24 protein-coding genes are annotated in these 26095 nt (G+C 48.3%); 10 read left to right on the forward strand and 14 right to left on the reverse strand.

Features of this window, described 5'->3' with window-relative positions; all coding sequences use genetic code 11:
- Positions 1–226: 226 nt before the first annotated feature.
- The 6 genes from KAH19_RS03075 to KAH19_RS03100 all read right to left on the reverse strand — a co-directional run bounded on the left by KAH19_RS03075 (position 227) and on the right by KAH19_RS03100 (position 9782).
- Positions 227–3355: a type I restriction endonuclease subunit R gene (locus KAH19_RS03075; RefSeq protein WP_371816694.1), complete on the reverse strand. Its 3129-nt coding sequence runs from the start codon at positions 3353–3355 to the stop codon at positions 227–229.
- 516 nt (positions 3356–3871) lie between these two features.
- Positions 3872–5074: a restriction endonuclease subunit S gene (locus tag KAH19_RS03080; protein ID WP_210685055.1), complete on the reverse strand. Its 1203-nt coding sequence runs from the start codon at positions 5072–5074 to the stop codon at positions 3872–3874.
- Entirely contained in the window at positions 5071–6945 is a 1875-nt protein-coding gene (locus KAH19_RS03085) for a class I SAM-dependent DNA methyltransferase (RefSeq protein WP_210685056.1), read from the reverse strand. Before KAH19_RS03085 ends, KAH19_RS03080 begins: the two co-directional genes overlap by 4 nt.
- A 121-nt stretch (positions 6946–7066) precedes the next feature.
- Positions 7067–7270, reverse strand: a complete 204-nt coding sequence (locus KAH19_RS03090; RefSeq protein WP_210685057.1) for a hypothetical protein — start codon at positions 7268–7270, stop codon at positions 7067–7069.
- Complete coding sequence (locus tag KAH19_RS03095) at positions 7267–8742, reverse strand: DNA methylase (protein ID WP_210685058.1); 1476 nt, start codon at positions 8740–8742, stop codon at positions 7267–7269. Before KAH19_RS03095 ends, KAH19_RS03090 begins: the two co-directional genes overlap by 4 nt.
- A gap of 143 nt (positions 8743–8885) precedes the next feature.
- Positions 8886–9782, reverse strand: coding sequence for a YitT family protein (locus KAH19_RS03100; protein ID WP_246869414.1), 897 nt, complete (start codon positions 9780–9782; stop codon positions 8886–8888).
- 190 nt (positions 9783–9972) lie between these two features.
- Between KAH19_RS03100 and ispE the strand changes: the two genes are divergently transcribed.
- From ispE to pth, 8 genes are all read left to right on the forward strand, one after another.
- A complete protein-coding gene (gene ispE / locus KAH19_RS03105; protein WP_210685060.1) occupies positions 9973–10833 on the forward strand; it encodes a 4-(cytidine 5'-diphospho)-2-C-methyl-D-erythritol kinase in 861 nt (286 codons plus the stop codon).
- A 1-nt stretch (position 10834) separates the two neighbouring features.
- Complete coding sequence (locus KAH19_RS03110; RefSeq protein ID WP_009144941.1) at positions 10835–11527, forward strand: GntR family transcriptional regulator; 693 nt, start codon at positions 10835–10837, stop codon at positions 11525–11527.
- Positions 11528–11529: 2 nt separating this feature from the next.
- The gene (locus tag KAH19_RS03115; protein WP_210685061.1) at positions 11530–12324 is read left to right on the forward strand and encodes an NTP transferase domain-containing protein; all 795 of its coding nucleotides are present in this window, start codon (positions 11530–11532) and stop codon (positions 12322–12324) included.
- On the forward strand, positions 12302–13111 hold the full coding sequence (gene purR / locus KAH19_RS03120) for a pur operon repressor (RefSeq protein ID WP_009144939.1): 810 nt from the start codon (positions 12302–12304) through the stop codon (positions 13109–13111). Before KAH19_RS03115 ends, purR begins: the two co-directional genes overlap by 23 nt.
- Before the next feature lie 75 nt (positions 13112–13186).
- A complete protein-coding gene (glmU, locus tag KAH19_RS03125) occupies positions 13187–14563 on the forward strand; it encodes a bifunctional UDP-N-acetylglucosamine diphosphorylase/glucosamine-1-phosphate N-acetyltransferase GlmU (protein ID WP_210685062.1) in 1377 nt (458 codons plus the stop codon).
- Between the two features lie 139 nt (positions 14564–14702).
- Positions 14703–15662: a ribose-phosphate pyrophosphokinase gene (locus tag KAH19_RS03130; RefSeq protein WP_021719247.1), complete on the forward strand. Its 960-nt coding sequence runs from the start codon at positions 14703–14705 to the stop codon at positions 15660–15662.
- A gap of 87 nt (positions 15663–15749) precedes the next feature.
- Entirely contained in the window at positions 15750–16541 is a 792-nt protein-coding gene (locus tag KAH19_RS03135) for a polysaccharide deacetylase family protein (protein WP_210685063.1), read from the forward strand.
- 15 nt (positions 16542–16556) lie between these two features.
- On the forward strand, positions 16557–17153 hold the full coding sequence (pth, locus tag KAH19_RS03140) for an aminoacyl-tRNA hydrolase (RefSeq protein WP_009144934.1): 597 nt from the start codon (positions 16557–16559) through the stop codon (positions 17151–17153).
- Between the two features lie 79 nt (positions 17154–17232).
- Here pth and KAH19_RS03145 read toward each other — a convergent pair whose 3' ends face one another.
- The 7 genes from KAH19_RS03145 to KAH19_RS03175 form a co-directional block, all read right to left on the reverse strand.
- Entirely contained in the window at positions 17233–18132 is a 900-nt protein-coding gene (locus KAH19_RS03145; protein ID WP_210685064.1) for a hypothetical protein, read from the reverse strand.
- Positions 18122–18541 (reverse strand): hypothetical protein, encoded by a 420-nt coding sequence (locus tag KAH19_RS03150; protein WP_210685065.1) that lies wholly within the window; start codon positions 18539–18541, stop codon positions 18122–18124. The genes KAH19_RS03145 and KAH19_RS03150 overlap by 11 nt, the downstream gene beginning before the upstream one ends.
- A complete protein-coding gene (locus KAH19_RS03155; protein ID WP_210685066.1) occupies positions 18525–18896 on the reverse strand; it encodes a hypothetical protein in 372 nt (123 codons plus the stop codon). The genes KAH19_RS03150 and KAH19_RS03155 overlap by 17 nt, the downstream gene beginning before the upstream one ends.
- Positions 18886–19347, reverse strand: coding sequence for a hypothetical protein (locus tag KAH19_RS03160; protein ID WP_210685067.1), 462 nt, complete (start codon positions 19345–19347; stop codon positions 18886–18888). Before KAH19_RS03160 ends, KAH19_RS03155 begins: the two co-directional genes overlap by 11 nt.
- Entirely contained in the window at positions 19337–19723 is a 387-nt protein-coding gene (locus tag KAH19_RS03165) for a type II secretion system protein (protein ID WP_210685068.1), read from the reverse strand. Before KAH19_RS03165 ends, KAH19_RS03160 begins: the two co-directional genes overlap by 11 nt.
- Before the next feature lie 17 nt (positions 19724–19740).
- On the reverse strand, positions 19741–20781 hold the full coding sequence (locus tag KAH19_RS03170; RefSeq protein WP_210685069.1) for a type II secretion system F family protein: 1041 nt from the start codon (positions 20779–20781) through the stop codon (positions 19741–19743).
- A 207-nt stretch (positions 20782–20988) separates the two neighbouring features.
- Positions 20989–22176 carry an MFS transporter gene (locus KAH19_RS03175; protein WP_210685070.1) on the reverse strand — a complete coding sequence of 396 codons (1188 nt, stop codon included), beginning with the start codon at positions 22174–22176 and terminating at the stop codon, positions 20989–20991.
- Between the two features lie 244 nt (positions 22177–22420).
- On the opposite strand from KAH19_RS03175, the gene KAH19_RS03180 reads away from it, so the two are divergent.
- On the forward strand, positions 22421–22609 hold the full coding sequence (locus KAH19_RS03180; RefSeq protein WP_210685071.1) for a hypothetical protein: 189 nt from the start codon (positions 22421–22423) through the stop codon (positions 22607–22609).
- A gap of 105 nt (positions 22610–22714) precedes the next feature.
- Here the strand turns inward: KAH19_RS03180 and ftsH are convergent, their stop codons facing one another.
- On the reverse strand, positions 22715–24565 hold the full coding sequence (gene ftsH / locus KAH19_RS03185; protein ID WP_210685488.1) for an ATP-dependent zinc metalloprotease FtsH: 1851 nt from the start codon (positions 24563–24565) through the stop codon (positions 22715–22717).
- Positions 24566–24771: 206 nt separating this feature from the next.
- On the opposite strand from ftsH, the gene KAH19_RS03190 reads away from it, so the two are divergent.
- The gene (locus tag KAH19_RS03190; protein ID WP_210685072.1) at positions 24772–26091 is read left to right on the forward strand and encodes an RNA-binding domain-containing protein; all 1320 of its coding nucleotides are present in this window, start codon (positions 24772–24774) and stop codon (positions 26089–26091) included.
- Positions 26092–26095: the final 4 nt, after the last annotated feature.

Consider the following 26095-nt stretch of genomic DNA (forward strand, 5'->3'; position numbering starts at 1 on the left):
TTTCTTTCTCCACCGAAACCTGATTCCTTGCACACGAAAAACACTAAACTATTCATTCCTTATATAGTATAACATTTTTGACACTTGCGTCAATTACTTTTATTACAAAAATGATGAAACAAGCCATTTTTTCCGCAAAATTATCCCGAATTATTCCCATTTATTATAGCATAATATCATCAAGGGAATATATCCTTTTGGCATAACTTATATATTGTTTCGACAATTACTGATAATTGTTATAGAAATACTGATAGATAAGTCTTTGATATCTTTCCTGCTTATCATAAATTACATCCGGCGCAGCTTCCAAAATTGTATCTCCTATTGCCAATTTTATTGCTGCACATGTCGTTTCTTTTTCCTTCCAATGGTCATATTCGGCAATCATTTGCGTTACTTTTTTATAAAGCTCTCTCACCATCTGCTTTACTTCCTTGATATCCTGCTTCGACAGCTCATCAGAAAAAAGCAGGTCATAAAGCGCCAGCTGTTCATCATTATCAAAATTCTCGCGCACATAGCGCTGAGCTTCCTCGCTCATAGTTCTGCTTAAATTCATAAGCTCATTAAACAGCTTCTCAATCTCTGCTCTGTCCTGCTCCTTATTATAAGCATCAATGATTTCATTATAGCGCTTATAATAATCAACACGGGCAGGATTTGTCAGGCACATTTTCTCCAGCTGCTGCTCTAAAACGCCTTCTAAATCTCTAAGCAACGTATTTTTATGCTTAACCTGCTTAAATTCTGCTGCCAAAGCCGCAAAATCTATCTTGCTCAAATCAAAAAGCTTATCCGCAGCAACAGCCTGCTCCTGCTGTTCAATTTCCAAATGCCGGCTGATGATTTCGTTCGCAGCAACCATGATATCCGTAGTATCCACATGTCGCCGTTTTTCATGCAGCATATCTTCTATCGCGCTCAAAGCAGCCTTGTTCTTGCAGATATCCTCCGTAATTTCCTCTCTGTCAAGATACCGCAACAGACGCATAAGCTCGCCAACCTGCAGCTGAAAGCGTTTTTTCAGCTCAATGCTGCTGTAAAGCGTTTCTGATATATCCTGAAGCATAGCAATTTTGGCAAAGCCGTTCGCTGCTATCAGCTCATCTAAGTTTATCTTGTTTGCAAGCAGCAGTCCTCTAGTATCCTGCACCAGAGTCATAATCCTTGCAATGAGCTTCTCCTTGTCTATAGTCGGATCCACGCCGCCTTTTCCTTCACTGTTAGTGTAGGCTGCCAACGCCTTCCGCAAAGCCTTGATAATACCAACGTAGTCTATGATAAGGCCGTTCGTCTTACCCTCGGCCACACGGTTAGCACGGGCAATAGTCTGCATAAGCGTATGTGCCTTCAAAGGCTTATCCAGATACAAGCAGGACAAGGACGGTATATCAAATCCCGTGAGCCACATCGCGCAAACAAATACTATGCGTAAGGGATTCTCACTGTCCTTGTATTCCTTATCCAGCTCGCACTGCAGCATTTTTCTGCGATGCGTTGCAATGTCCAGCCCCCACTTGGCAAACCTTTCTTCCTCATTCTGCTCCTGGCTGATGACAACAGCCATCTTAGTCTGCTGCATCCAGTCCAGCTTTCTTTGCAGATAAAGAGCATCCTGCTGGTCAGGTATACGTTTTATCGCTTCTTCAAGCTGCGTAATCTCTTCCTGCCAATATTTCTGCACCAGATCATACATGCGCACGCATGTTATTTTATTCAGGCAGACAAACATGGCCTTGCCTGTTTCCCAAATATAGCTGTAATGCTTCACAAAATCCCTTGCGATAATGTCCAGACGTGCCTGCGCTGTAAGCAGATGATATTCCTTGGCAAAGTCATGCTCCAGCTTCTCTTTCTGCTTATCATCGAGGTCTGCATTAGCAATCGCTTCCAACAGCTCGTCAGTAATCTTAGGATTATGCAGATTTTTTATTTTATCGGCTCTGTTTTCGTAATACAAAGGCACCGTAGCCTTATCATCAACAGCCCGCTGAAAATCATAGACAGAAATATAATCGCCAAAGGTTCGGCGCGTAATCGCATCACTGGTGAATAAAGGTGTGCCGGTAAAGCCTATGCGGATAGCGGAAGGCAGCATACGGCACATATTCTCCGCCAAATCTCCGTACTGACTGCGATGTGCTTCGTCAGAGATGATAAAAAGCTCATGATTAGGCACAATCTGTTCTGCATCAGTCTTGTTGAATTTATGTATCAATGTAAAAATATAGCTGCCGTTGCTTTTGAGCTTATCGATTAAATCTTCGCCGCTGGACGCAATAAAGCTGCTTGCTTTTTGCGCACCCAAAGCACCGCAGTTGGCAAAGGTCGCACTAAGCTGCTTATTAAGCTCTTCCCGGTCTGTAACCATGACAAAGGTTGGCGAGCCGGGCAATTTGCGTTTTATTTTCTGCGTCAGAAACAGCATCGAATAGCTTTTGCCGCTACCCTGCGTATGCCAGAACACGCCCAGCCTGCCTCCGGAAAAATCCCTGTTGGCATATTTGGCAAATGCAAGATTGACACCAAGATATTGGTGGTTGCGTGCCATAATCTTGGCAACACGTCCATTGCTGTGGTCATACACGATGAAGTTTTCCAAAAGGTCGATAAGATTTTCCTTCTTGCACACGCCTAGAAGCATAGTTTCCAAATCTACGCGTCCCTGCTCGCTTTCCTGCAGGCGTTTCCATTCGTGAAAAAAGGCGTACTTGCTGCCCAAGGTACCGATTTTGGCATCAAGTCCGTTAGATAAAATGATAAAGGCATTGTAATAAAACAGCTGCGGAATTTTATGCAGATAATCGCGGTAGTTGTCGTTATAAGCGTCGGCAATATCCACCGTCTGCTTTTTCAGCTCTACGAACAGAAGAGGAATGCCATTGACGAAGCCGACGATATCCGTCCTGCGGCTGCCAAACTGAGGACTGGCAATTTTCAGCTCTTGCACAGCTAAAAAGTCATTATTTTCCGGTTTATCAAAATCTATAAGCAGCGCCTTTCTCTGTCTGCGTTCACCATTTTTGTCAACATAGCTGACAAAAACTCCGTCTTTTAGCAGAGTATGTTTTTCTTCGTTTATCGTCATCAGGGAAGCAGAAGCAAGATGACTTTCCAAGGCTTTTTTTACTTCTCCGAGCTGCTCGTCCGTAAGCCAGGAATTGAGCTTTTTTACGGCAGCAGTGAACTGCTTGGGCAGAATAACCTCTTCATACGATTCTCTGCCATAGGTGCCATTCGCTCCCAGCTTTTCCTTATTATGAGCATAGCTCACCTTCCAGCCCAATTTTTCCTGCAAAAAATCTGCCATTGTCTGCTGTATCAAAATATTTTCGCAATACTCATTGATCATCATTCTCACCGCTTCTGTTGAAGATTATATTTATAAATTTCTTTAAGCTCATTTTACTACATATTAAGGCCGGCGACAACAAGCAAGGCAAAACAGAAAAGCTTACAACGCAGGCTGATTTCACAGCGTGTTCGTTGTAAGCTTATGCTTTCTATGCTAAAATATTTTTTAAGGTGCTCCATAACGGTAGGCGGTTTTCCCTCTGCACTCAAGATCCACTTGCTGGAAATCTTCAGCTAAGAGGGAGGTGAGGCCCATGTTAACTTTAGATAATCTTATCTCTGTCATCAGCTTATGTCTGACGTCATTAGGTATTGGCATTACTATAGGTTATGCATTAGGCCAAATTCACGAAAAAAAATAGCCGCCCCAATCCTGACAAGATAAGCAGCTATTTTTTGTAAGTCTTTTTTAGGGTTAACCGTCTATCGGAGCCCTTTTTCATCTTTAGTATAGCACGTACATTTTCTATTTGCAAGAGCAGACGCAAGCTTTCACAAGCGCGTCTGCTTTCTATTATACCTCTATTTCGCCGCTCATGAGCTTGGGCAGCAGGCGGTCGCGTGCTTCGCGTAAAGAAGAGATTTGTTTGCTCAAGTAATATATTTTTCTAAAGTAAGGCTCTGTTATATTATGAAACTTATTTAACAAATTATTTTGAGGAATAGATACATTATATTCCTCGAAATGTATAGGCTTGACTGCTGGATAAGCTGCTCCATTCGTACAGTTCACTAAATACCCCACAAATTCTTCAGTAGTTACGTTACAATATAAAAACGAAAAAGGTACTTTCTTCGATGTTAAAACTGCAAAACCAGGTGAAAACACATCATTTTTGTCAGGATTAAGCACCATCGCATACGCTCTTAAATTAGGGCGCACCATTCCCCAAATCACATCTCCATCTTGAACAATTCTTTTGGCTCTTCCTGGCGCTTCTTCTAAATTATAATTTGCTTTTTCTAAAATTCTTCCATTTCTAACGGAAGCAATGTCAATATAATTTATTTTATCATATGGATAATTCTCATCAATGTTTCGTCCATTTATTTCTGCAACATCACGAAGCTTACAACTTTCCCATCCCTCAGGCACGCCATCAACAATCTTCACGTTCTCATGCCCAGGAAAGTGCAAATCCACAAACCACTCCTTGTACAATCTCTGCGCTGCTTCTTCCAAAAGCTTAATCTGCTTCTGATTGTTTTCGATAAGGTCGTCGTAGGTGGACAAGATGGAAGCGATGCGTTGTTGAACGGGGAGAGGGGGAAGAGAAATTTCTATACTTTTTATTATCTTAACATTTAGATTTGGTTGCGCTCCACCATTTTTGAGCGAAACCATCTTTTCATACAATGTAGATAACTTATAATACACAAATTCACAATCAGCAACTTTATCATTTATAATCAAATTACAGCAAGCTTGATTTGTAGTCAAAGGAATTTTATTAATTGCAACTCTACCAGCAGTATCTCCTTGACCATACATTGCAACTATTACCGAATTTGTTGGTATAATTTTCGCACTAGAATTGTATAGCCCTTCTTTAGAAATGTATTTTTCAGTATCGTAAATTCTGCAATAATTTACTTCTCCTGTTTTTAACCAAGGTATTTCTTGAGGATTATAAAAAGCTTCGTTAGTAGACTTAGGAGTTCCACCAGAAGTGATATTTAGACATATATCTTCTATTTTTTTCTTCTCCCACTTCATAACCCCATAGCCTCCAAATCCTGCGCAATCCTCTCCATCAGCTCATTGCTCTCCTTTTGCAGGCTCACAAGCTCGCCATGAATCTCGCGCATTCTCTCGCCAAAGTCCACGCCGTCGTCTGCCACCGGAGCCACGCCCACATAAGCGCCCGGCGTTAGTGAATAATTCTTCTCGGCAACTTCGCTCTTATCCGCAATTCTGCACAGGCCTGCAACGTCCTGATATTCTCCCTCGCTGCCGAATTTTTCCACGAGCCATTGCCAAGCTTCAACGACGGATGTAATCTCCGCAATGAAAGCCAGCTCGCTGTCGTAATAAGCACGCATTTGCTTCTTTTCGTTACGTTTAGCCTCCTCAACAGCTTTTTTTGCTTCATCGCGCACTTTCTGCGCAAAAGCATCCAGTTCAGCTTTTAAAGCCGGCAAATCATCAGTTGCCGATAAAATCTGTGCTAGTTTTTGGCTTTCTGCCTGTATAGCGTATTCCATAAGCGCAGTTTTATACTCCGCAAGCAAAGCTTTATATTTATCTTTTTCCCCACGGTACATCCACACAATCGCCGTCAGGTTGCGCAGCTGCCACTCGCTCCATTCGTTCAGATTGCGGTCTACAACAGTGTAATAATTACGTGCGTCGATAAAAAGCACCTTATCTTCAGTTTGCTCTGTCTTAGCCTTATTAAAGAACCACAGCGAGCAGGGCAAAGACAGCGTATAGAAGAAGTTGTTGCCCACGCTGACCATAACATCGACAGCGTCCTCCTCCACAAGCTGTCTGCGCATCTCTGCCTCTTTACCGTCCGTAGCCGATGCCGCCATAACAAAGCCCGCACGTCCGTGTTCATTAAGATAGGCGTAAAAGTAAGAAATCCATAAATAGTTGGCGTTGCCAACCTCCTTCTTCTTTTTATTAACTGTCGGCAGTCCGAAGGGCAGGCGGCCTGCGCTATGTGCGTCATCCGCCTTTACCTTGTCCACGTTAAACGGCGGATTAGCCATTACATAATCGCATTTGCCTGCCAGCTCGTGTACATCGTGATAAAAGGTATTTGCCTCTTCGCCACTGGCAATATTGCCGTTTAAGCCATGCACAGCCATATTCATTGCGCACAGCTTCGCATTAAACTCCGTTTTTTCCTGACCATAGAAGGTCATTTTTTTATTGGCCTCCATGCCCTTGTTATTGACGAAATCGCCTGTCTGCACAAACATGCCGCCGCTGCCGCAGGCAGGATCAAGTAAAATGCCCTTCTCCGGCTCAATAATATTGACAATCAGGCGCACAAGCGACTTCGGCGTGAAGAAAACGCCGTCATCCTGCGCCACCGCCTTGGCAAACTTGCCCAGAAAATATTCATAAATACGTCCCAGAACATCGCCGCCTACGTCATTCAAAAGCTCGTTATCAAAGTTGCGCAAAAGCGCACTGAGCAATTCATCTTTAAATTTGTAATAAGACTTTGGCAGCACGCCCTCCAGCTGCTTGCTCTGCGACTCCAAAAGACTCATCGCATTATCGAGCGCCTCCCCCAGTGAAGCTATCTCCCTGCCGTCTTTATCTTTCAAGCCAGCAGTTTTGACATTTTCAGGCAAGCTAAGCAAATAGCTGTAGCGTGCTTCCTTCTCCAAAAATAAAGCGCTTTTCGACTGAAAATGTTCCGGACGAATTTTAAACTCCCTGCCGGGGCGCACAGGATGCTCCTTCAATATCTCCTTTTCGGCCATTTCATAACGGCTTTCCGCGTAACGTAAAAAAATGAGGCCCAAAACAGGCATGCAATACTCATTGCTCGTCAAATTGGAATTGGCACGCAGGTCGTCTGCCGCCTCCCATAAATTTGCCTCCAGCTCCTTGAGCTTTTTATTATCCATAAAACTAACCTCCATAGCTGTCGTTCACTAAGATTTCTTACTGCTAGTATAACAGTAATGAAGAAAATTCACAAATGGCAAAAGCTTTCACCGTTCTGCCTGTTTTTCATGGTTTTATCAGTTATAGCTGATATATATTCTCTGCCTTCTCCCGCTCCTCAACCTGCAGGCGCACCCGCTGCGCCGTACTGCTTACGGCGGCAGCATGTCCCTCCAGCGCGGCGAAGGGCGCAAACTGCGCCGCCCGCTCTGCCAGCGGCATCTGCCGATGCCGCTTTGATACATGATGCGGCAAATTGATAATATCCTCATACTTATCACTCATGCCTTGTGCCCTCCTATCTGTTCGTTGCGCTCCTTTGCTGTTGCCCCGTCAAGCAAACTCATACCCTTCAGCACGGCATTCTTGCCAAAGCGCCGCTTAATCTCCAGCTGTGCCTGCTGCAGTCTGTTTTCGCGCTGCCCTGCAGCCTGCTGCACTGCCTCATTCCCAAAGTCAAACAAGCTCAGCTCCTGTTCCTGCTTTTTTGCCGCCGCCTGCGCCGGAAGCACATGATTCGCTGCTAAGGTCAGCCGCCGCACCAAAAGATTGCTGTCCGTAATACGCTCGTACAAATCCGCTACCGCCTGTACCAGCAATTTAGATGATGAAGAAAAACACCCCAGGTTACAGCTGCCATGCGCATGCTGCGGCACCCTGCGCCCATAACGGTCAATCTTCACCACACCCTGATAGCTGCTGCCCTGCTTCAAATTATCGATGTCATAGCCCACAGTAAGCACTATCTGGTCGGTCACCAGCGCCTTGCTCACCAGCTCCAGCGCCAACGCATCCGCCATCTCGCGCAGCACCAAAAGCGCCTCCGACGATTCATACGCACGATGCAGCACCTGCCCAGAGCTCAGGCTGCAGACCTGCGGCCGGTAGCCCTTCACATCGGCAATCGTACAAGGCTCCCAGCCCCAGGCATGGTCAATCAAAAGCTCCGCATTTTTTCCGAAAAGACGGTACAGCAGCTCTTCATTATATACCGAGCAGCGCGCTATATCACCCATAGTATATATGCCTCTGGCCTCCAGCTTACTTGCGTAGCCACGGCCGACGCGCCAGAAATCCGTCAGCGGCCGGTGCTGCCACAGCTCACGCCGAAAGCTCTGCTCGTCCAGCTCCGCAATACGCACGCCGTTGGCATCCGCCGCAATATGCTTCGCCCGCACATCCATCGCCACCTTCGCCAAAAACAAATTAGTGCCGATGCCTGCAGTAGCGGTAATACCCGTTTCGCGTAAAACCTCAAGAATAATACGCATCGCCAGCTCCCGCGCCGACAAGCCGTAAAGTTCATAATACTGCGTTACGTCCATAAATACCTCGTCCACAGAATAAACTATGATATCTTCCGGCGCCACATAACGCAGATAAATTTCGTAAATTCGCGTGCTGTATTCCATATAATAGGCCATCCGCGGCGGCGCAATAATAAAATCAAGTGCCAGCTGCGGCTCGCTCTGAAGCTGCGCATAGGAGCACGACGAACCGCAAAGCTGCCTGCCTGGAGCAGCAAAACGCCGTGCGGCATTTATCTGCTGCACACGCTGCTTCACCTCAAACAAGCGCCCGCGCCCCGGAATACCGTAGCTTTTCAGCGAAGGCGTCACCGCCAGACAAATGGTTTTATCCGTCCGCCGTTCATCCGCCACTACCAGATTAGTATCCAGAGGGTCAAGTCCGCGCTCGCGACATTCTACCGATGCATAAAACGATTTCAAATCTATAGCGATATAGGTACGCTGCAACGCCTTCTCCTCCTTTACTGTCAACTTTGTTTTTATTATAGCACTTTTAAACGTACATGTCTGTATTATAATAAAAATATTTTCGTTATTTTAGACAAAGAAAATCCCCTGCACACAACCGGGCAGGGGAACAACGCAAATTCTTATTCATGCTTCTCCGGGAATTTAGGTCTGGGGAAATTCGGACCGGACGGCTTAAGCGTAAAGCCACGGCCGAAGACATCGTTAACATCACTGATAATCATAAAGGCACTGGGGTCAATCTCACGCACAATGGAGCGTACCTTCGCCAGCTGCGTCAGCTTGATGACTACAAAAACCAGCTCGCGGTGACGATGCGTAAAGCAGCCCTCGCCGCTGATATAGGTAACACCGCGGCCGACGATTTTAATAATCGCTTCCGCAATTTCCTCGTGATGCTCGCTGATGATGATAACCTTCTTTTTATAATCAAAGCCTGTCGTAAACGCATTACAGGTTTTAGTCATCACAAAAAAGGTAAGCAAGGTATACAACACCGGCTCGATGCCGAATAAGGAAACGCTGGCGAGCAGCAGGCAGATGTTGAAGGCAAAGCCTGTCGTACTGATAGAGATAGAATAATTCTTCTGGATAATAGCGCCGATAATATCCGTACCGCCGCTGGAGCCGCCCACACGATACATGCACGCAGCACCGATACCGTAAAGCACACCGCCGGCAATGCAGGCCAGCAGCTTGTCATGCACTACAGTATAGGTTGACAAGAAATGAAAGAAATCCAGAGATACAGAAAAAGCAATAATACCATACAGCGCGCTGATAGTATATTCACGGTCCATATACTTATAGGCTAAAAAGAACAGCGGCACGTTGCAGATTAAGCTGGTAGCGCCCATCGGCAGGCCGGCAACATAATAGGCAAGTACGGCAACGCCGCCGATGCCGCCGCTGAGCATCTTATTAGGCATATAAAAGGTATTCATCGCAATACCCATAATTGCACAGGCCAAGGTCACCATAGCATAATGGTAAAGTTTTTTCTTCAAAGCGGGATTCATAAAATTCTCCTTTGCAAGCAAAATATTCTGAATATGTTTTTTATGTATATATTGTAACACTTTAACGCAGAAAGGCAACTACTAAATATTTTTCTCGCCAAAATCCCGAACGTTCGAAAAAAATTCTTGCTATGCAGGCATAAGCAGTATAAAATAATACTGTATACAACATTAGGCAGGTGAACTTATAATGAAGCAAATAAAAGAAACGGCATATGCCAAAATAAATCTGGGACTTGATATTCTCGGCAAGCGAGAGGACGGCTACCATGAGGTAAGTATGATTATGCAGAGCGTCGGTCTGAGCGACGAGGTTGTTATCAGCAAGGGTAACGGCATTCAGATCAGCTGCAATCTGCACAACCTCAGCTGCGGTCCTGATAACCTGGCCTACAGAGCAGCCGCATTGCTCGCAGGTCACTGCGATATTATTCCGAACGTTCACATCGCCTTGAACAAAAAAATTTTTCTGGCGGCAGGACTGGCAGGCGGCAGCAGTGATGCAGCAGCAGTTTTGCGCGGTCTGAACCGTTATTGGGAGCTTAACCTGGAAAATTATGAACTGGAACAGCTCGCTGCACAATTAGGCAGCGATATCCCCTTCTGCATCGAAGGCGGCACCATTCTGGCAACAGGACGCGGCGAAGTCCTCACCAAACTGGAGGATATGCCCGAAACCTGGCTGGTACTGGCCAAGCCCCGCGGACTGGAGGTTTCCACCGCCTGGGTTTACCAAAACTTCAACCACGGCCGCGTAGTACATGCACCCTGCATCTGGCAGCTGGAAGCATATCTGCGCGAAGGCGGCAAGGCCATCGCCCCCTACATGGGCAATGTTTTGGAAACAGTAACTATCCCGGCACACCCCGTTATAGCCTCTATCAAGGCCGCTATGCTGGGAGCAGGAGCCTACTATTCTCTTATGAGCGGCAGCGGTCCGACAGTATTCGGCCTTACCGCCGACAAAGAAACTGCCGAGCGCGTGCAGCAGGCACTGACAGATTTTGATGTAGAAACAGCAATTACGACAACTATCGGAAGGAGAAACTAATATGTCCGGACATTTGCAGCCTATAAAACTAGACAGCTACAAGCCTCTGCGTGAGCTTGTCTGTGAAAATATCCGTCAAGCTATTATTGACGGCACCTTCAGCCCCGGCGAACGCCTCATGGAAATTCAGCTGGCTGACGAAATGGGCGTAAGCCGTACGCCCGTGCGCGAAGCTATCCGTAAGCTGGAGCTGGAAGGCTTCGTTGTTATGATTCCCCGTCGCGGTACCTATGTTGCCGATATTTCCATTAAGGATATCACCGAAATTTACGAAATCCGTATCAGCCTTGATATTCTGGCCGCAGGCCTGGCTGCCGAGCGTATTACGGATGAGGAGCTTGAACAGCTTAACGGTTATCTTATTGAAATCGGCCAGCATATCGCCAACAACGATATGGATAAAATCGTCGAAGTAGATACTGCTTTCCACGATATGTTATACACTGCCAGCCGCAACGAGCGTCTGCGCAGCATCATCAATAACCTGCGCGAGCAGATGACTACTATCCGCGGCCGTTCCATGAGCTACCCGGGACGTTTGGTGGAAACCATGGACGAGCACCGCAATCTGGTAGAAGCAATTGCCGCCCATGATGTAGAACGTGCGCAATACGCAGCCCGTATCCATCTGGAAAACGCCGAGCACACCCTCATGCGTTCCCTCAGCGAGCATCTACCGCAGAAGAAGGCGTAAGCATGACAACTGCTAATATAGATGCTTTTATTGTAGCAGGCGGCCTCAGTCCCTGGCTGAAGTCCTATGCCGGCACCGAACACCGCTGCCTGGCACCGCTTGGCGATAAGCGCCTCATAGACTATATCATTGCGGCCCTGCAGGGAAGCGGACGCATCCGCCGTATTGTCGTAGCTGCCCGCCCCGAAGCCTTGGCGCTTTTAGAGGGTACGTTACCGGCCGACGTTCTGCTGTGTAAAGCCGCAGGCGACCTGCCGGCTACAGCCTTCGCTGCCTCCGAAGCCTTAGGCCCTGATGCCAGTGAAAAGCTGCTGGGAGTATGCGACGACATTCCGCTGCTGACCTCCCTTGCAGTACGCGACTTTCTTGCAGCCTGCAATGCCTTCCCCGAAGGCCAGCTTTATTATCCCATCATCCCCAAGGATGCCTGCCTGAGCGCCTATCCCGATGCAAAGCGCACCTACGGCAAGCTGCGTGATGGCGTCTTTACCGGCGGCAACATGATGCTGATGGCCAAAGAAATTATTCCCGGCGGTCAGCAAAAAGCACGCGAAATCTTTGCCCGCCGCAAATCACCGCTTAAGCTGTGCAACTGGCTCGGATGGGGCTTTTTGATAAAGCTCCTGTGCCATCGCCTGACAGTGGCCGATGCGGAAACACGCACCTCCGCACTTCTGGAAATGCGCTGCAAAGCCATCATCACCCGTCATGCATGTATCGGCATGGATATAGATAAACCAAGTGATTTAGAACTTGCAAGGAGGACGCTTACATATGGTAAAAGCCAAAAGAATTGAACGCGTAGCAGCGTTAAGTAAACTTTTAGCCGATCATCCATATCGGCTGTTTTCATTTTCATATTTCTGTAAAAAATTTGCTATCGCCAAATCCACCCTCAGCGAGGATGTTTTAGCCGTAAAATCAGGACTGGAGCTTTACGGCCTGGGCAAGGTAGAAACCGTTTCCGGTGCTGCCGGCGGTGTGCGCTTTATCCCCGGCCATCTGCCGGAGGATGACGCAGCCTTCTTGGAAGAGCTTGCTGCCCGCCTCACCTCTCCGGACCGCATCCTGCCCGGCGGTATGCTTTATACTACCGACATTCTCTGCCATCCGGAAACCGTAGTGCGTCTGGGTGAAATCTTTATGCTCCGCCTGCAGGAGCTGGCACCTGACTGCATCATGACGGTTGAAACAAGCGGTATTCCGCTGGCTATGCAGACAGCGCGTGCGTTTAACGTGCCTCTTGTTATCGCCCGTCACACCAGTGATATTACCGAAGGCAGCACCGTCAACATCAATTACGTCAGCGGCTCCACCAAGGTTATCCAAAACATGGCCATGCCCAAGCGCGCATTGCAGCCCGGCAGCCGTGTGCTGATTGTGGATGATGTTATGAAGGGCGGTGGCACCGCCAAGGGCATGATTGCTTTGGCTCACGAAGTCGGCGCACAGGTTGTAGGCAAAGCCTTTTTAATTGCCACCGCTGCACCGGACCGCAAGCTGGTAGAAGATTACACTGCCTTCTTCACCCTGCATAACGTAGACGAAGAACAGCAGAAAGTAACATTGGAAGTAAATAAATAATATAGAATATGTCAGGCTGGCTAGAAGGTGTCGTAAGATGGTGCCTTATAGACGGCCAGGAAAGGAAGAACTCACATGTCAAAATTAGTAGCAATAATCCTCGCCGCCGGCAAAGGCACAAGAATGCGCAGCAAATACCCCAAGGTACTGCACAAGGTAGGCGGCAAGCCCATGCTGCAGCACGTAATTGACGCTGCAAGCGCTGCCGGCGCAGACAAAAAGGTTGTTATCGTAGGCCATGAAGCAGAGCTGGTAGAAGCAATGGTAGGCAATCAGGGCACCATCGCCCTGCAGGCTGAGCAGCTTGGCACCGGCCACGCTGTAATGCAGACTGCCGATGCCCTGAAGGACTTCCACGGCACTGCACTCATCCTGTGCGGCGACACTCCGCTGCTGGACGGCAAAGAGCTGAAAAAATTCTGCGAAGCACATCAGGAAAGCGGCGCTGCTGCTACCGTACTTACGGCAATTATGGACGATCCGTTCGGCTACGGCCGCATTGTACGCGATGCCAACGGCAATGTACAGGGCATCGTAGAGCAAAAGGATGCTACCGAAGAGCAGAAGGCTATCAAGGAAATCAACACCGGTATTTACTGCATGGAATGCCCGCAAATGTTTGACGTGCTGGCTACCCTGACAAACGACAATGCACAAGGCGAATATTACCTGACTGACGTACTGCAAAAGCTCAACGAAGCAGGCGCTAAGGTTGGCGGTATTTCCACTGCCGACAGCGATATGGTTATGGGCATCAACTCCCGCAAGCAGCTTTCCGTTGCCGAAGGCGTTATGCGCCAACGCATTTTGGATAAGCTGATGGATGCAGGCGTAACCATTATGGATCCTGCCAGCACCTTTATCGAAGCAAGCGTAAAAATCGGCCGCGATACCGTTATTTATCCCTACACCTGGCTGGAAGGCACAACTGAAATCGGCGAGGACTGCGAAATCGGTCCTAACGCCCGCTTCACCAATGTAAAAATCGGTGACGACAACCATCTGCAATTCATCTACGGCCATGACTGCGAGGTTAAAAACCACGTTACCGCAGGTCCGTATGTACATCTGCGTCCCGACACCGTTATCAGCGACCACGTTAAAATCGGCAACTATGTAGAGGTTAAAAACTCTAACGTAGGCGAAGGCACCAAGCTGCCGCATCTCACCTACATCGGTGACAGCGACATCGGCAGCGGCGTTAACATGGGCTGCGGCTGCATCACCGTCAACTACGACGGCAAGAAGAAGCATCGCACTGTTATCGGTGACAATGCCTTTGTCGGCTGCAACACCAACCTTGTTGCTCCTGTTACTGTACAGGCCAACACCTACATCGGTGCAGGTAGCACTATCACCAAGGAAGTACCCGAAAATGCTCTGGGCATTGCACGTGCCCGTCAGAAAAATATCGAAGGCTGGGCTGAAAAATACCGTAACGAGGGTAAATAAGCTTTTATAGTCACATATGTGTCAAAAAGTTTACAAAAAACTTGTGATTTACGTGTTTTTTGTGTATAATTAAATTTAAGTAAAGTTTTGCTCATCGCACCAGCAAACTACAAACAAGGTAATTTTGGAGGGATTGGACATGTTGTCTGACGAGAATAAGTTAAGAATATTTACCGGTAATGCAAACCCTGATCTGGCACGCGAAATCGCTGCTTACCTCGGAACCACCGTTGGTGATTCTGTAGTTAACCGTTTCAACAACGGCGAAGTTCAGGTAATGATTAACGAAAGTGTACGTGGCAAGGATATCTTCATTGTACAACCGACCTGCGGCCCTATCGTTAACGATAACGTAATGGAGCTTTTGATTATGGCTGATGCCTTCAAACGCGCCAGCGCTAACCACATCACTGCTGTTATTCCTTACTATGGCTATGCACGCCAGGACCGCAAAGCACGTGGCCGTGAGCCTATCACTGCTAAGCTGATGGCAGACCTGCTGGAAACCGCAGGCATTACCCGTGTAGTAACCATCGACCTGCACGCTGCACAAATTCAAGGCTTCTTCAACATCCCCTTTGACCATATGCCCGGCGGCCCGCTGATGGCAGAATACATTAAATCCAAGAATCTGGAAGACATGGTTGTTATCTCTCCGGACCTTGGTGGCGTAAGCCGTGCCCGCAATTTCGCTGAAATGCTGAATGCACCGCTGGCTATCATCGACAAACGTCGTCCGGAACCCGGCGTTGCTGAGGTTATGAACCTGATCGGCGACGTTAAAGGCAAAACCTGCATCATGGTAGACGACATGGTTGATACCGCAGGCTCCCTGACCGAAGGCGCACGCGCTCTGAAGAAATTCGGTGCTAAAGAAGTATATGCATGCTGCACTCACCCGATCCTGACCGATCCGGCACTGTCCCGCATTGCTCAATCCGATATCACCGAGCTGGTTGTTACCAACACTATTCCTCTGGCTCCTTCCAAAAAGCACCCGAAAATTAAGGTGCTCTCCATTGCGCCGATTCTGGCAGAAACCATTCTGCGCATCTACAATGACTGGTCTGTAAGCCAATTATTCGATACCAAACACTAAGCGTAATATAAAAAGGCTTGCCTCTGGCAAGCCTTTTTGTTATGATTAAAGCCGGCAAAACTACCGGCTTTAATATTTGGAGTAATTATGCGTATCATTTATCTTCTTATTATCTGTTCCCTTGCCGGCGTACTGCTGCTATGGCTGGGGATATACAAAAAAATCAGCAGAAAAACCGCCGCTGTCAGCGCCGCTATCAGCCTTGCGCTTGCAGGCGTGCTGCTCTTGCTCGCCGTACTTCCGGGCAACAGCTTTTACGGCAAGGTTATAACACATGCGGAAAACACCCACGGACGTAAGCTCATTGCCCTCACCTTTGATGACGGCCCTTATCCGCCCTATACCCAAAAGCTGCTCAAGCTTTTGGCAGCCAAGAACGTGCACGCCACCTTCTTTATGGTTGGCGAAAACGCTGCCAAGCATCCGGAAACAGTAAAGCTCGTCCAGGCACAAGGACACCTGATTGCTCTGCATGCAGGCTATCACAAGGATTTGCTTAAGCTCAGCAGCAGCGAAGCTGCCGCCAACATCGCCTACGGCAAGGAAACGCTGCAGAACATCACCGGCACTGCACCGCAGTATATGCGTCCGCCGCACGGCTTCAAGGACTGGAGCACTGTCAAGGCTATCAATGATGCAGGTATGCAGATAGTAAACTGGAGCATCATTCCCCGCGACTGGACAAACCCCGGCGTGCAGGTAATCGCCGACAGAGTCTGCGAAAACGCAGCCCCCGGTGCTATCGTCCTGCTGCATGACGGCGATAGTCCCAAAAATCTGGCACCGCGTGACCAGACGATTGAGGCAGTCGGCATCATCATCGACCGTCTGCGGGCAGAGGGATATGAATTTGTCACCATTGATAAACTTAATGAATAAAAAAGGAGCAACAATATGAAATTAATTGTCGGCCTTGGCAATATCGGCCGCGAATACGAAAATACCCGTCACAACATCGGCTTTATGGTAGTTGACGAGCTGGCACGCCGTCTTGGCGTGAGCTTCGGCAAGGAGGACCGCAGTGCCTATATGGCAGAATACCGCGCTCCCGAAAAAATCATCATCATCAAGCCTACCACCTACATGAACCTCAGCGGCGTTGCTGTAGGTGCCTACGCCAACTTCTATCACATCGACCCGGATGATATCGCTGTTATCCAGGATGATATGGATATGCCCGTAGGCCAGTTGCGCATCCGCCGCAAGGGCAGCGCCGGCGGCCACAACGGTATCAAATCCATTACCGAGCATTTAGGCACCGACGCCTACCCACGCTTTAAAATCGGCATAGGCCATCCGGCACGCAACAATAAGGCCGTTGTCAACCATGTACTGCATGCCTTCCAGGGCGAGGACAAAACCGCTATCGAAGCAGCAGTAGCAGAAATGGCCACTGCGCTGGAGGAATGGATTAAATCCGGCGACATCGAAGAAGTTATGCAGGCGCACAATAAGAAAAAGGCTAAGGCTGAAAAGCCTGCAGCTGAATAACAAAACATGCAAAAGAACTAGCAAGAGCAGTCAAAGCTCCGGCTAGTTCTTTTTTGGTTATGCAATTTGTTTGACAAAATTACGGCTTATTGAAGGCCGGTGTCAGCATCGGTTCTACAGCACCTGTATCAGGAGTAAGGTCTGCTGTTCCCCTAAGCACGATTTTATCTGCCAAGACAAAACCGTTCAGCCGACAGCCCGCGCCTATCGTCACCGTTCCCTTCGCCAGCAGCAGCGCCTGTGCCATTTTAGTGCCGTCGCCCAGCGTAATATCCCCCTCTTCACTGATAAGCACTATGCGGTCCGGGTAGTAGGAACCGGCCGCTGTAATTATCGCCAGCTTATTTGCTATCAGCGTTGCACCCTGCAGGCCTTTGTTGCCAAGACTCAACGAAGTATTACTCCTCAGATAATAAAAGCGGGCGCTGAGGCCATTTTCCTCCGTAGTCCTTTTGTTCAGCGAAGCAGCGCATTTATTCTGCAGAAAGCTAATCTGCGGCAGCCTTACTTCTTCTTTGCTTGTATATAACGCTGCCTGCTGCAGATATTCACCTCCTGTCAGCGAACGTCCCGCAAGAACGCTCTTGGCTGCCAAAGCCTGAATCTCAGGACTGAAGCTCACCCTGAGCCTGTGCAGCCGCTGTACTGCGCCAACATGATTAGCGGCTGCGGCAGACACCTTCAGGTAATCCATCTGCCCATCCGAGCTGTAACTGCTTTCGCTTGTCACTGTTACCGGTTCGTTGCCCGGCTGCAGCTCGCCCTCATAGCAAAGCTGCGTACCCGCAGGCTGCGGTTTTTGACCTATGGCCTGCAATACGGAGCCGCACAGCAGCCGTAGCTGCTGCCCCCGTAAAAACTCCTTTTCCGCCTCATAGCCCTTTACTGCATAATGCAAGCAAAGCTGAGCGCTGAGCGCCAACAGCAGCGCTGCCAGCAAGCACGGAAGCGATATACTGCCCTTTGCGCTATGCATCATCTGTTATCCTCGCACTATAACAAATAAGATACTGCGTCACCCGCATGCTTCTGCCGTTACGATAAAGACTGAAGCTTACGCACAGCATTTGCGGCGAGCAGCGTCGCACCTGCCATGCAAAAACGCCCACACCCTCCAGCGACACCGGATTCACACCCGTGCCCTTATTGGTACGCGTCCTTTGGTATATGCCCTGCTTATCACTGTAAACAGTCACCTGCTTACACCCCTCAAGCATCCTGCAGCTTATTTTGCCGTCAGCCTGCAGACGCACGCTCTGCGCATCATAGCAGACTGTCTTTTCCAGCTGTGCCAGAATGTGACGCCTGGCCTCCTGCAGCTGCAACTCATCCTGCAGGCGGCCAAAGCTGCGCCCGGCGATGCCTGTTGCTTTAAAAACAAGCGTCACCAGCACCACTGCCAGAAGTAATCCCAGCAGCACCTCCGGCAGCAGATAGCCCCTCTGCCGTCGGCAGCGCACGGATAAGCTTAACCTTGACCTTGCCATACGCAGCCTGCACCTCCTGTACCGCCAAACCTTCTGTGCTGCCGGTGCTACTCCTTTGCGTCACGTCAAAGCGGCCGCTATATTCTTCGCCTGCCAGCACCTGCTGTGCGGCCTGCGTCGCCTGCTGCAGTTCAAGGCTTTCATTCAGCAGATAATTGCTGCGGTAAAAGCCCTGTATCGCTGTCGCTAGCAGCACTGCAGTCAAGCAGAAGCACACCAGCTCCTGTACCAGGCAAAAGCCCCTGCTATTTTTCATAAACCGACACCCTGCCTGTAACCGGCTGTACTGTCAGCTGGCAGTACATATCAGGCAGCTGCCTATGCTCCAGCCTGTAACCGCCAATGGCTGTCGGATTGCCGTTTTCATTATAGCTGAGATTCTTAATCGCTTTTTCGCACGTCAGGCTGATGTCCGCATCGAGCCTTACAAGCTTCCAGATTTTATGCGCACGCTCAATTCTGTAGCTATGCTTATCCTTGTCACTGACTTTAAGCGTGTACATATAATTTTCCGGCTGAAACAGCGTCTGCTGCTGCATCTGTCTGATATCCGCCGCCAAAAGATATGCTGTATAGCGCAACTGCTGCCTGTAATACTGCCGCTGCAACGTTTTGCTTCCGGGATAAAGCATTACTGCCGCAAGTCCCAGGCACCCCAGTGCTAACAGCAGCTCCAACAGCAGATAGCCTGCTGCCTTATTGTTCACCGGCGTTAGCTTTACTGCCCGGTGAGGTTACTGCCGCACCCTTGCTGTTTTTGCCGCTGAGGGTATAGGTGCCGTCGGCTGTATTGGGTGTATAGGTCAGAGCCTCGCCCTTGGCATCCTTGAATTCCAGCTTGCCGCCCAGATATTCGCTGTCCAAAGTAGTAAGCTCTGCCGGCACCGTGCCTGCATCCATCTTATACAGCTGAATTGCCTGGTCGATAGTCACCAGATCATTTTGCAGACGGGCATTCTTCACTCTGTCGTTAGCACCCGAAAGCGAAGGCAGCAGCATGGTAGCCATAATACCAATCAGCGCCGCCGCTGCCACTACCTCGATTAAAGTAAAGCCTCCCTGTTTACGCATTGTTTTTAACATAATCGCACCTCCTGAATTTACTCCGGCATTGCCGAAAGCATCTCAAATAGCGGACCGATAACTATGCAGACGATTCCCGCTATGATAATCGCTGCCACTAAAAGCAGCAAGGGCACCAACAGCTCCTGCAGCCTGCCAAGCTGCTGCTGCAGACGCTGCTCACCGGCCGTTACTGCTTCCTGCAGCATTTGCGGCAGATAGCCTGTAGATGCGCCCACGCATACAAGCTCCAGCATCAGCGGCGAAAAAAGCTCCTTCGCCCCACCTGCAGCCTGTTCAATAGCAACTCCGCGCTGCAGCCTGCTGTTCAGCAGGCGCAGTTGCTGTGCATACTGCTCATCATCCATGGTATCCGTCACAATCGCCACCGCTTTTGTTATGCCTACGCCGCTTTCCAAAAGCAGGGCCAGCAATCTGCAAAAGCGTACTTCTAATAAAAGGCCATGAAAATTTCCGCTTAACCGGCTGCGTAAAAACCAACGCAGCAGCCTGCGCCCCAACAAGAAAAGTACAGCTGCCACGCCTGCCGCCACCGCCAGCGCCGCTAACGGCTGCTGCAGCAAAACATCCTTCAGCGTCAGCAGCAAAGCTAAGGTACCCATAGGCAGCACGCCCATAGCGCTGTAGGTATCAGCCAGAACCGGCAGAATATACAGCAAGAACAACAGCAGCACGCAAACCGAGGCCAGCAGCAAAAACGCAGGATAGGTTACAGCCCGCTGCACAAAGCGCTGCAGCTTAAGCTGACGGCTGTAATAGTCTGCCAGCTGTTCCAACAGCGTAGCCAGCTCGCCGCTTTCTTCACCCACAGCCACTAAAGCAACAGTAAGCTGCTTGCCATAGTCCGCTTCCGCTGCTAAGGCCTGCGCCAGACTGCTGCCACGGCGCAATCTTTGCTGCAGACGGTAGCAAAGCAGCATCTGCTTTGCACTGCCATGCTTTTGCAAAAGCTGCAGCGCATTCAGCAACGGCAGGCCGCTGCGCAGGATTACCGCCAGTTGCCGGCAGAAGCTGATCTGTTCCGCCAGGCTCACGCCTCCTCTAAGCTTAATTTTCATCACCTCCACATGGCCGATTATAGGTTATTTGTGAATTTTCTGTCTAATTTTATTTGTCACATATGTGAAATCTGTGTGACATAAAAGATTCTTTTTATCGCAAGCAAAAGAAAAAACTCTGCAAGCCTCATATTACAAGACTTACAGAGTTTTTCTCAACTGATTAATTTCCTGAAAATTATCTGTAATTATAATGGTCTAAGCAGTCTAAGCAATAATATTTTGCTCATGACCATGACGCATCCAGGCGCAAACGCTGATTACAAAAAAGATACCACCTGCTAACACAAAAAGGCTTTGCAGCGGCGCATATGTAGCAACAGCTCCGCCAAGTACAGGACCTATCATGGAACCGAACTGCTGCGCACTGAACATAAAGCCAAAAACGCGTCCGCGCTGGTCGGTAGATGTATTGCTGGCCAAAATCGCACTCAGCGAAGGCTGAATGCCGGCACAGCACAAACCATAGCAAAAATTGCAGACGCAGAACAAAAGTAAGGTTCGCGGTAATGCAGCCACTACATTCATAATACTTGAAAGCAGCGCTGCAGCACACAGCGCTTTATAAAAGCCATGCGCCTGTCCGAAGCGCCCCCAGCTAGGAGCAGTAATAGCGCTGGCAATGCCTACGAGCGAAAAGGTCACGCCGGAAAGAAACATAATGTTGCCCTCACCATGATTCAGCTCTGCCACATAAAGGCTCAAAATAGGCTGAATCAGCAGGATAACCATCTGAGCTACAGCAATATAAATCAGCGTTTCACGAATTACAGGCTGCTGTAAAAGCTGTACCTGCGGCTTGGCCGCAAGCTTTTGCGGTTCCGCCTTCGGCGGCTCGGGGATATAGAACATAAATACCAGCGTAATAATCGTCAGCAACGCACCTGCAACGAAAAATGAAGCACGCATGCCAAACAGTGTTGCCAGTGAACCGCCTACAAGCGGACCGATGACATGGCCGCAGGTCAGTCCCGCCTGCATAATGCCCAGGCTCACGCCCAGCTTTTCCATCGGCACCAGACTGGTAGCAATCGCCAGGCACGCACTCCAGAGTCCTGCAGCAAAGCCTTGCAGCACACGCACGCCAAACATCTGCTCCGGCGTAGTTACTATGCCTCCCAGAAAGTATGACAGCGCCAGGCCTGCGCTCGCACGTACCGCCATCATCTTTTTGCCGCGCGTATCAGCCATTTTACCCCAGATAGGCGCCATGATACCGCCAATCAGAAAGGTTATGGAAAAAATCGCACCGTTCCACATTTTTACATCATCCGCACTCACTCCCAGCTCGTTCATCAGATACATCGGCAAAAAGGGAATGAGCATGGTATAGCCTGCGGCCATCAATACGACATTAGCCGTGAGGATAGCCAGAATAAGCTTCCAGTTTTTCATAAAATCCACCTCAAAACAAAATCATACAATAAATTATTATAACGCTAAGGCCGCTTTTGTGCAAATAAAAATCTGCAATACAGCCTTAATTGCATAATAAAATTACGCTTAGGGAAATAAGCTTTGCCGCAACAGAAAAATATATAAAAATGTACCAAAATAATGCCAACACAACAAAACAGAACGCCGAAACCCGCTTGCCTAACGGATTTTCAGCGTTCTGTCTGTTTTTGGAGGAGAAAATATGAATTTGCTTAAAAAGCAAATAGCAGCTTATTTAAAAGTAGAGGAGCTAACCAATGCACTTAAGGAAATTGTCAAGGTCAAAGGTCAAGGCTGCAATGCAAAATCAGGAAGGGACGATATACATTGGTTAGCCATCACTAACTTCACGATTATTGTAGCACATATTATTGCAGTTAGCAATAGCTAATTTTAAATTTTTTATTTTTTTCCGCGATTAATGCTGCGTGCAAAAAAACAACGCAGTCACGTTGCCGTTTTACGGAATACGTAACTGCGTTTAAGCTTGTAATTGTTATACTTCCGGAGTTTTCTCCTCAGCATTTTCTTTAGCCTGCTCCTGCTGCAGCAGAGCCATAAACTGCTCACCGGTAATAGTTTCCTTCTCCAGCAGGTACTGTGCCAGTACATCCAGCTTATCTCTGTTGTCTTGCAAAATCGTGCGTGCCTTTTCGTGCGCCTCCTTAATCAACGCCAAAACCTTGGCATCAATCTTGCCGGCCGTCGCTTCACTGCACTGCAGGGCAGCGTCGCCGCCCAGATAACGGTTGGCAATAACCTCGGTGGCCATCATGTCAAATTCTTCCGTCATGCCCAGACGTGTTACCATGCTGCGTGCCAGCTTGGTAGCCTGCTCAATATCATTGGAAGCGCCGCTGGTAATGCTGCCGAAAACAACCTCCTCGGCACTGCGGCCGCCGGTCATGGTTACAATCTTGTTGAACAGCTCTTCCTTAGTCATCAGCACGCTGTCGTTTTCGCTTATCTGCATGGTGTAGCCCAAGGCGCCGTTAGTACGCGGAATAATGGTGATCTTGTGTACCGGAGCACTGTGCTTCTGCATCGCAGCCACAAGTGCGTGACCGATTTCATGGTAGGCAATAACCTTTTTCTCTTCAGGAGAAATTACCGCACCCTTACGCTGGTAACCGGCGATAACGGTTTCAATGGATTCCTCCAGATCTTCCTGCTCCACCACGTTACGATGCATTTTTACGGCACGCAAAGCACCCTCATTGATAATATTGGCAAGCTCTGCACCGCTAGCTCCGGCTGTTGCCCGCGCCAACGTGCCATAGTCGATATTGTCTGCCATACGCACATTACGTGCATGAACCTTCAGGATAGCTTCACGGCCCTTCAGATCCGGCAGCTCGACAGGAATACGACGGTCAAAACGTCCCGGACGCAGCAGCGCCTTATCCAAGGATTCCGGACGGTTGGTAGCTGCTAAGATAACTACGCCCTTGCTGCCGTCAAAACCGTCCATTTCGCTCAGCAGCTGATTCAAAGTCTGCTCGCGTTCATCATTGCCGCCGAACTGGCCGTTATCACGGCGTTTGCCGATGGCATCGATTTCATCGATAAATACTATGCAAGGTGCCTTTTCCTGCGCCTGCTTGAACAAATCGCGCACACGGGCAGCGCCCATGCCGACGAACATTTCTACAAATTCACTGCCGCTGATGCTGAAGAACGGCACCTTGGCTTCACCTGCTACCGCACGCGCCAGCAAGGTTTTACCTGTACCCGGAGGGCCTACCAGCAAAGCACCCTTAGGCATGTTGGCACCGATATCCTTGTACTTGCCGGGATTATGCAGAAAATCAACCAGCTCCATCAGCGCTTCCTTGGCTTCGTCCTGACCTGCTACATCGGCAAAGCTTTTACCAGTCTGCGCTTCCACATAGACCTTGGCATTACTCTTGCCGAAGCTCATGGCGTTGCCACCCATGCGCTTGCCCATGAAGTACATAAACAGCTGTCCCAGCCCAAAGAAAATCAGAATCGGCAGTACCCAATTAGTGAAAAAGGTTACGAGCGGACTTTGTTCCTTAGGCACAACCTGCGTAAATTCTACCTTACTCTTCATCAGGCGGTTGGCCAGCTCCGGGTCCTCCACCCTGCCGGTAACATAAATTTCCTTTTCGTTATTTTTATCAACAGCCGCCAGACGCTTATCGGTAATTTCTACCTTAGATACCTTGCCTTCATCCACCATCTGAAGAAAATTATTATAGGAAACCTCCTTCATTTTCGGGTTGAAGAACATTGGCATGATTACGGAATTGAATACCAGAATCAAAACCAGCATCAGCATATAATAATACGTCAATGGCCGTTTTTTATCATTGTTATCGTTCATCATTTCATCTCCTCGCTATTCTTTATAAGTATTATTGTATACCTATTTATAGCAATAAACAAACGAAAAAAATGTGAAGCTGACGATGCAGTCAGCATGTTTGCTGAAATAAAACGTATATTTTTCCATAGGCAGGCAGCTTGCAATTCACTGTGCATTCACTTATAATGAATATAGTGAATATATAACTGAATGGAGTGAATAAGATGCTATATGAAAGCGAAAGTCTGGAATTCAAGCAGGAAGCTATCCCCAATCTTTGTAAAAGCGTTATCGCTTTCGCCAATACTAATGGTGGCAAAATCATAGTCGGTCTAAAAGATGATGGAAAGCTTGCACCTTTAGATAATCTTGACCAGATATATACACAAATCACCAATACTATCCGCGATGCAATCCTTCCGGATATCACCATGTTTATAAAATACAGCTCAAATTCTGACGGGATTATTACCATAGAGATCGCCGAAGGCAGCGCAAAGCCTTATTATCTTAAATCCAAGGGCCTAAAGCCCAGCGGTGTCTATGTACGCCAGGGTGCATCCTCCGTCCCTGCCTCACCTGAGCAAATCCGTTATTTTATCAAAGCAACAGATGGTGACACCTACGAAGCAATGCGTTCCCTCTCGCAAGAACTGACATTCAATACAGCTTACACTGTATTTTCCGCCAACGGCATTACTTTCAGCGAAAACAAATACAGCGCCTTAGGTCTTATTAATCTGAAAGATAATCTTTATACCAATCTGGGACTTCTGCTATCCGATCAATGCCAGCACAGTATTAAAATAGCTGTTTTCGAGGATAGAGAAAACACTAAATTTCAGGCACACCGTGAATTTAGCGGTTCATTGCTGCAGCAGTTGGAAGCAGCCTATGAATTTCTTATGCTCTGTAACCAAAACCGCTCTACCTTTGCAGGTCTTTCGCGTATAGACAGCTGGGACTATCCGCAGGAAGCTGTCCGTGAAGCCTTACTCAACGCTATAATTCATCGGGATTACAGCTACAGCGGCAGTATTATTGTCAACATCAATAAAGAATGTATGGAGTTCATTTCCCTAGGCGGGTTGTTACCGGAGCTCACCCTCGAAGATATTCAGGCCGGTATTTCTCAGCCGCGCAACGTAAGACTGGCAGAGCTTTTCCACCGTCTGAACTTTATAGAAGCCTATGGTACAGGCATCCGACGTATTTTTGCTCTTTACAAGGACTGCTACATCAAGCCACAAATAAGCATTACACAGCATACATTCAAAATAATTCTGCCTAATCAAAATCGTGTGCACCCTTTGCCTGAGCTTAATCTTGCCGCTGAAAAAACTGTCAGCTACAAATATCCTGACAAGCAACAGCAAACTGTTATAGCATACCTTAAACAACATAAAAGGATTTCTGAAACAGAATTGCAACAGCTTTTGGATGTCAAACGCACACGCGCCTATCTTATCGCCAGAGATATGATGAGCAGCGGTCTTTTAGCAGTCAGCGGACGCGGCAGCAACAAATATTATTATCTGCCGTAACTGA

The organism is Phascolarctobacterium sp. Marseille-Q4147 (assembly GCF_017968825.1).
Classification (GTDB): domain Bacteria; phylum Bacillota; class Negativicutes; order Acidaminococcales; family Acidaminococcaceae; genus Phascolarctobacterium_A.

Coding starts and splice junctions, on each gene's coding strand:
- KAH19_RS03075 (WP_371816694.1), bottom strand. CDS start 3,355: ATGATCAATGAGTATTGCGAAAATATTTTGATACAGCAGACAATGGCA.
- KAH19_RS03080 (WP_210685055.1), bottom strand. CDS start 5,074: ATGAAGTGGGAGAAGAAAAAAATAGAAGATATATGTCTAAATATCACT.
- KAH19_RS03085 (WP_210685056.1), bottom strand. CDS start 6,945: ATGGATAATAAAAAGCTCAAGGAGCTGGAGGCAAATTTATGGGAGGCG.
- KAH19_RS03090 (WP_210685057.1), bottom strand. CDS start 7,270: ATGAGTGATAAGTATGAGGATATTATCAATTTGCCGCATCATGTATCA.
- KAH19_RS03100 (WP_246869414.1), bottom strand. CDS start 9,782: ATGAATCCCGCTTTGAAGAAAAAACTTTACCATTATGCTATGGTGACC.
- ispE (WP_210685060.1), top strand. CDS start 9,973: ATGAAGCAAATAAAAGAAACGGCATATGCCAAAATAAATCTGGGACTT.
- KAH19_RS03110 (WP_009144941.1), top strand. CDS start 10,835: ATGTCCGGACATTTGCAGCCTATAAAACTAGACAGCTACAAGCCTCTG.
- KAH19_RS03115 (WP_210685061.1), top strand. CDS start 11,530: ATGACAACTGCTAATATAGATGCTTTTATTGTAGCAGGCGGCCTCAGT.
- purR (WP_009144939.1), top strand. CDS start 12,302: ATGGTAAAAGCCAAAAGAATTGAACGCGTAGCAGCGTTAAGTAAACTT.
- glmU (WP_210685062.1), top strand. CDS start 13,187: ATGTCAAAATTAGTAGCAATAATCCTCGCCGCCGGCAAAGGCACAAGA.
- KAH19_RS03130 (WP_021719247.1), top strand. CDS start 14,703: ATGTTGTCTGACGAGAATAAGTTAAGAATATTTACCGGTAATGCAAAC.
- KAH19_RS03135 (WP_210685063.1), top strand. CDS start 15,750: ATGCGTATCATTTATCTTCTTATTATCTGTTCCCTTGCCGGCGTACTG.
- pth (WP_009144934.1), top strand. CDS start 16,557: ATGAAATTAATTGTCGGCCTTGGCAATATCGGCCGCGAATACGAAAAT.
- KAH19_RS03145 (WP_210685064.1), bottom strand. CDS start 18,132: ATGATGCATAGCGCAAAGGGCAGTATATCGCTTCCGTGCTTGCTGGCA.
- KAH19_RS03155 (WP_210685066.1), bottom strand. CDS start 18,896: ATGAAAAATAGCAGGGGCTTTTGCCTGGTACAGGAGCTGGTGTGCTTC.
- KAH19_RS03165 (WP_210685068.1), bottom strand. CDS start 19,723: ATGTTAAAAACAATGCGTAAACAGGGAGGCTTTACTTTAATCGAGGTA.
- KAH19_RS03170 (WP_210685069.1), bottom strand. CDS start 20,781: ATGAAAATTAAGCTTAGAGGAGGCGTGAGCCTGGCGGAACAGATCAGC.
- KAH19_RS03175 (WP_210685070.1), bottom strand. CDS start 22,176: ATGAAAAACTGGAAGCTTATTCTGGCTATCCTCACGGCTAATGTCGTA.
- KAH19_RS03180 (WP_210685071.1), top strand. CDS start 22,421: ATGAATTTGCTTAAAAAGCAAATAGCAGCTTATTTAAAAGTAGAGGAG.
- ftsH (WP_210685488.1), bottom strand. CDS start 24,565: ATGAACGATAACAATGATAAAAAACGGCCATTGACGTATTATTATATG.
- KAH19_RS03190 (WP_210685072.1), top strand. CDS start 24,772: ATGCTATATGAAAGCGAAAGTCTGGAATTCAAGCAGGAAGCTATCCCC.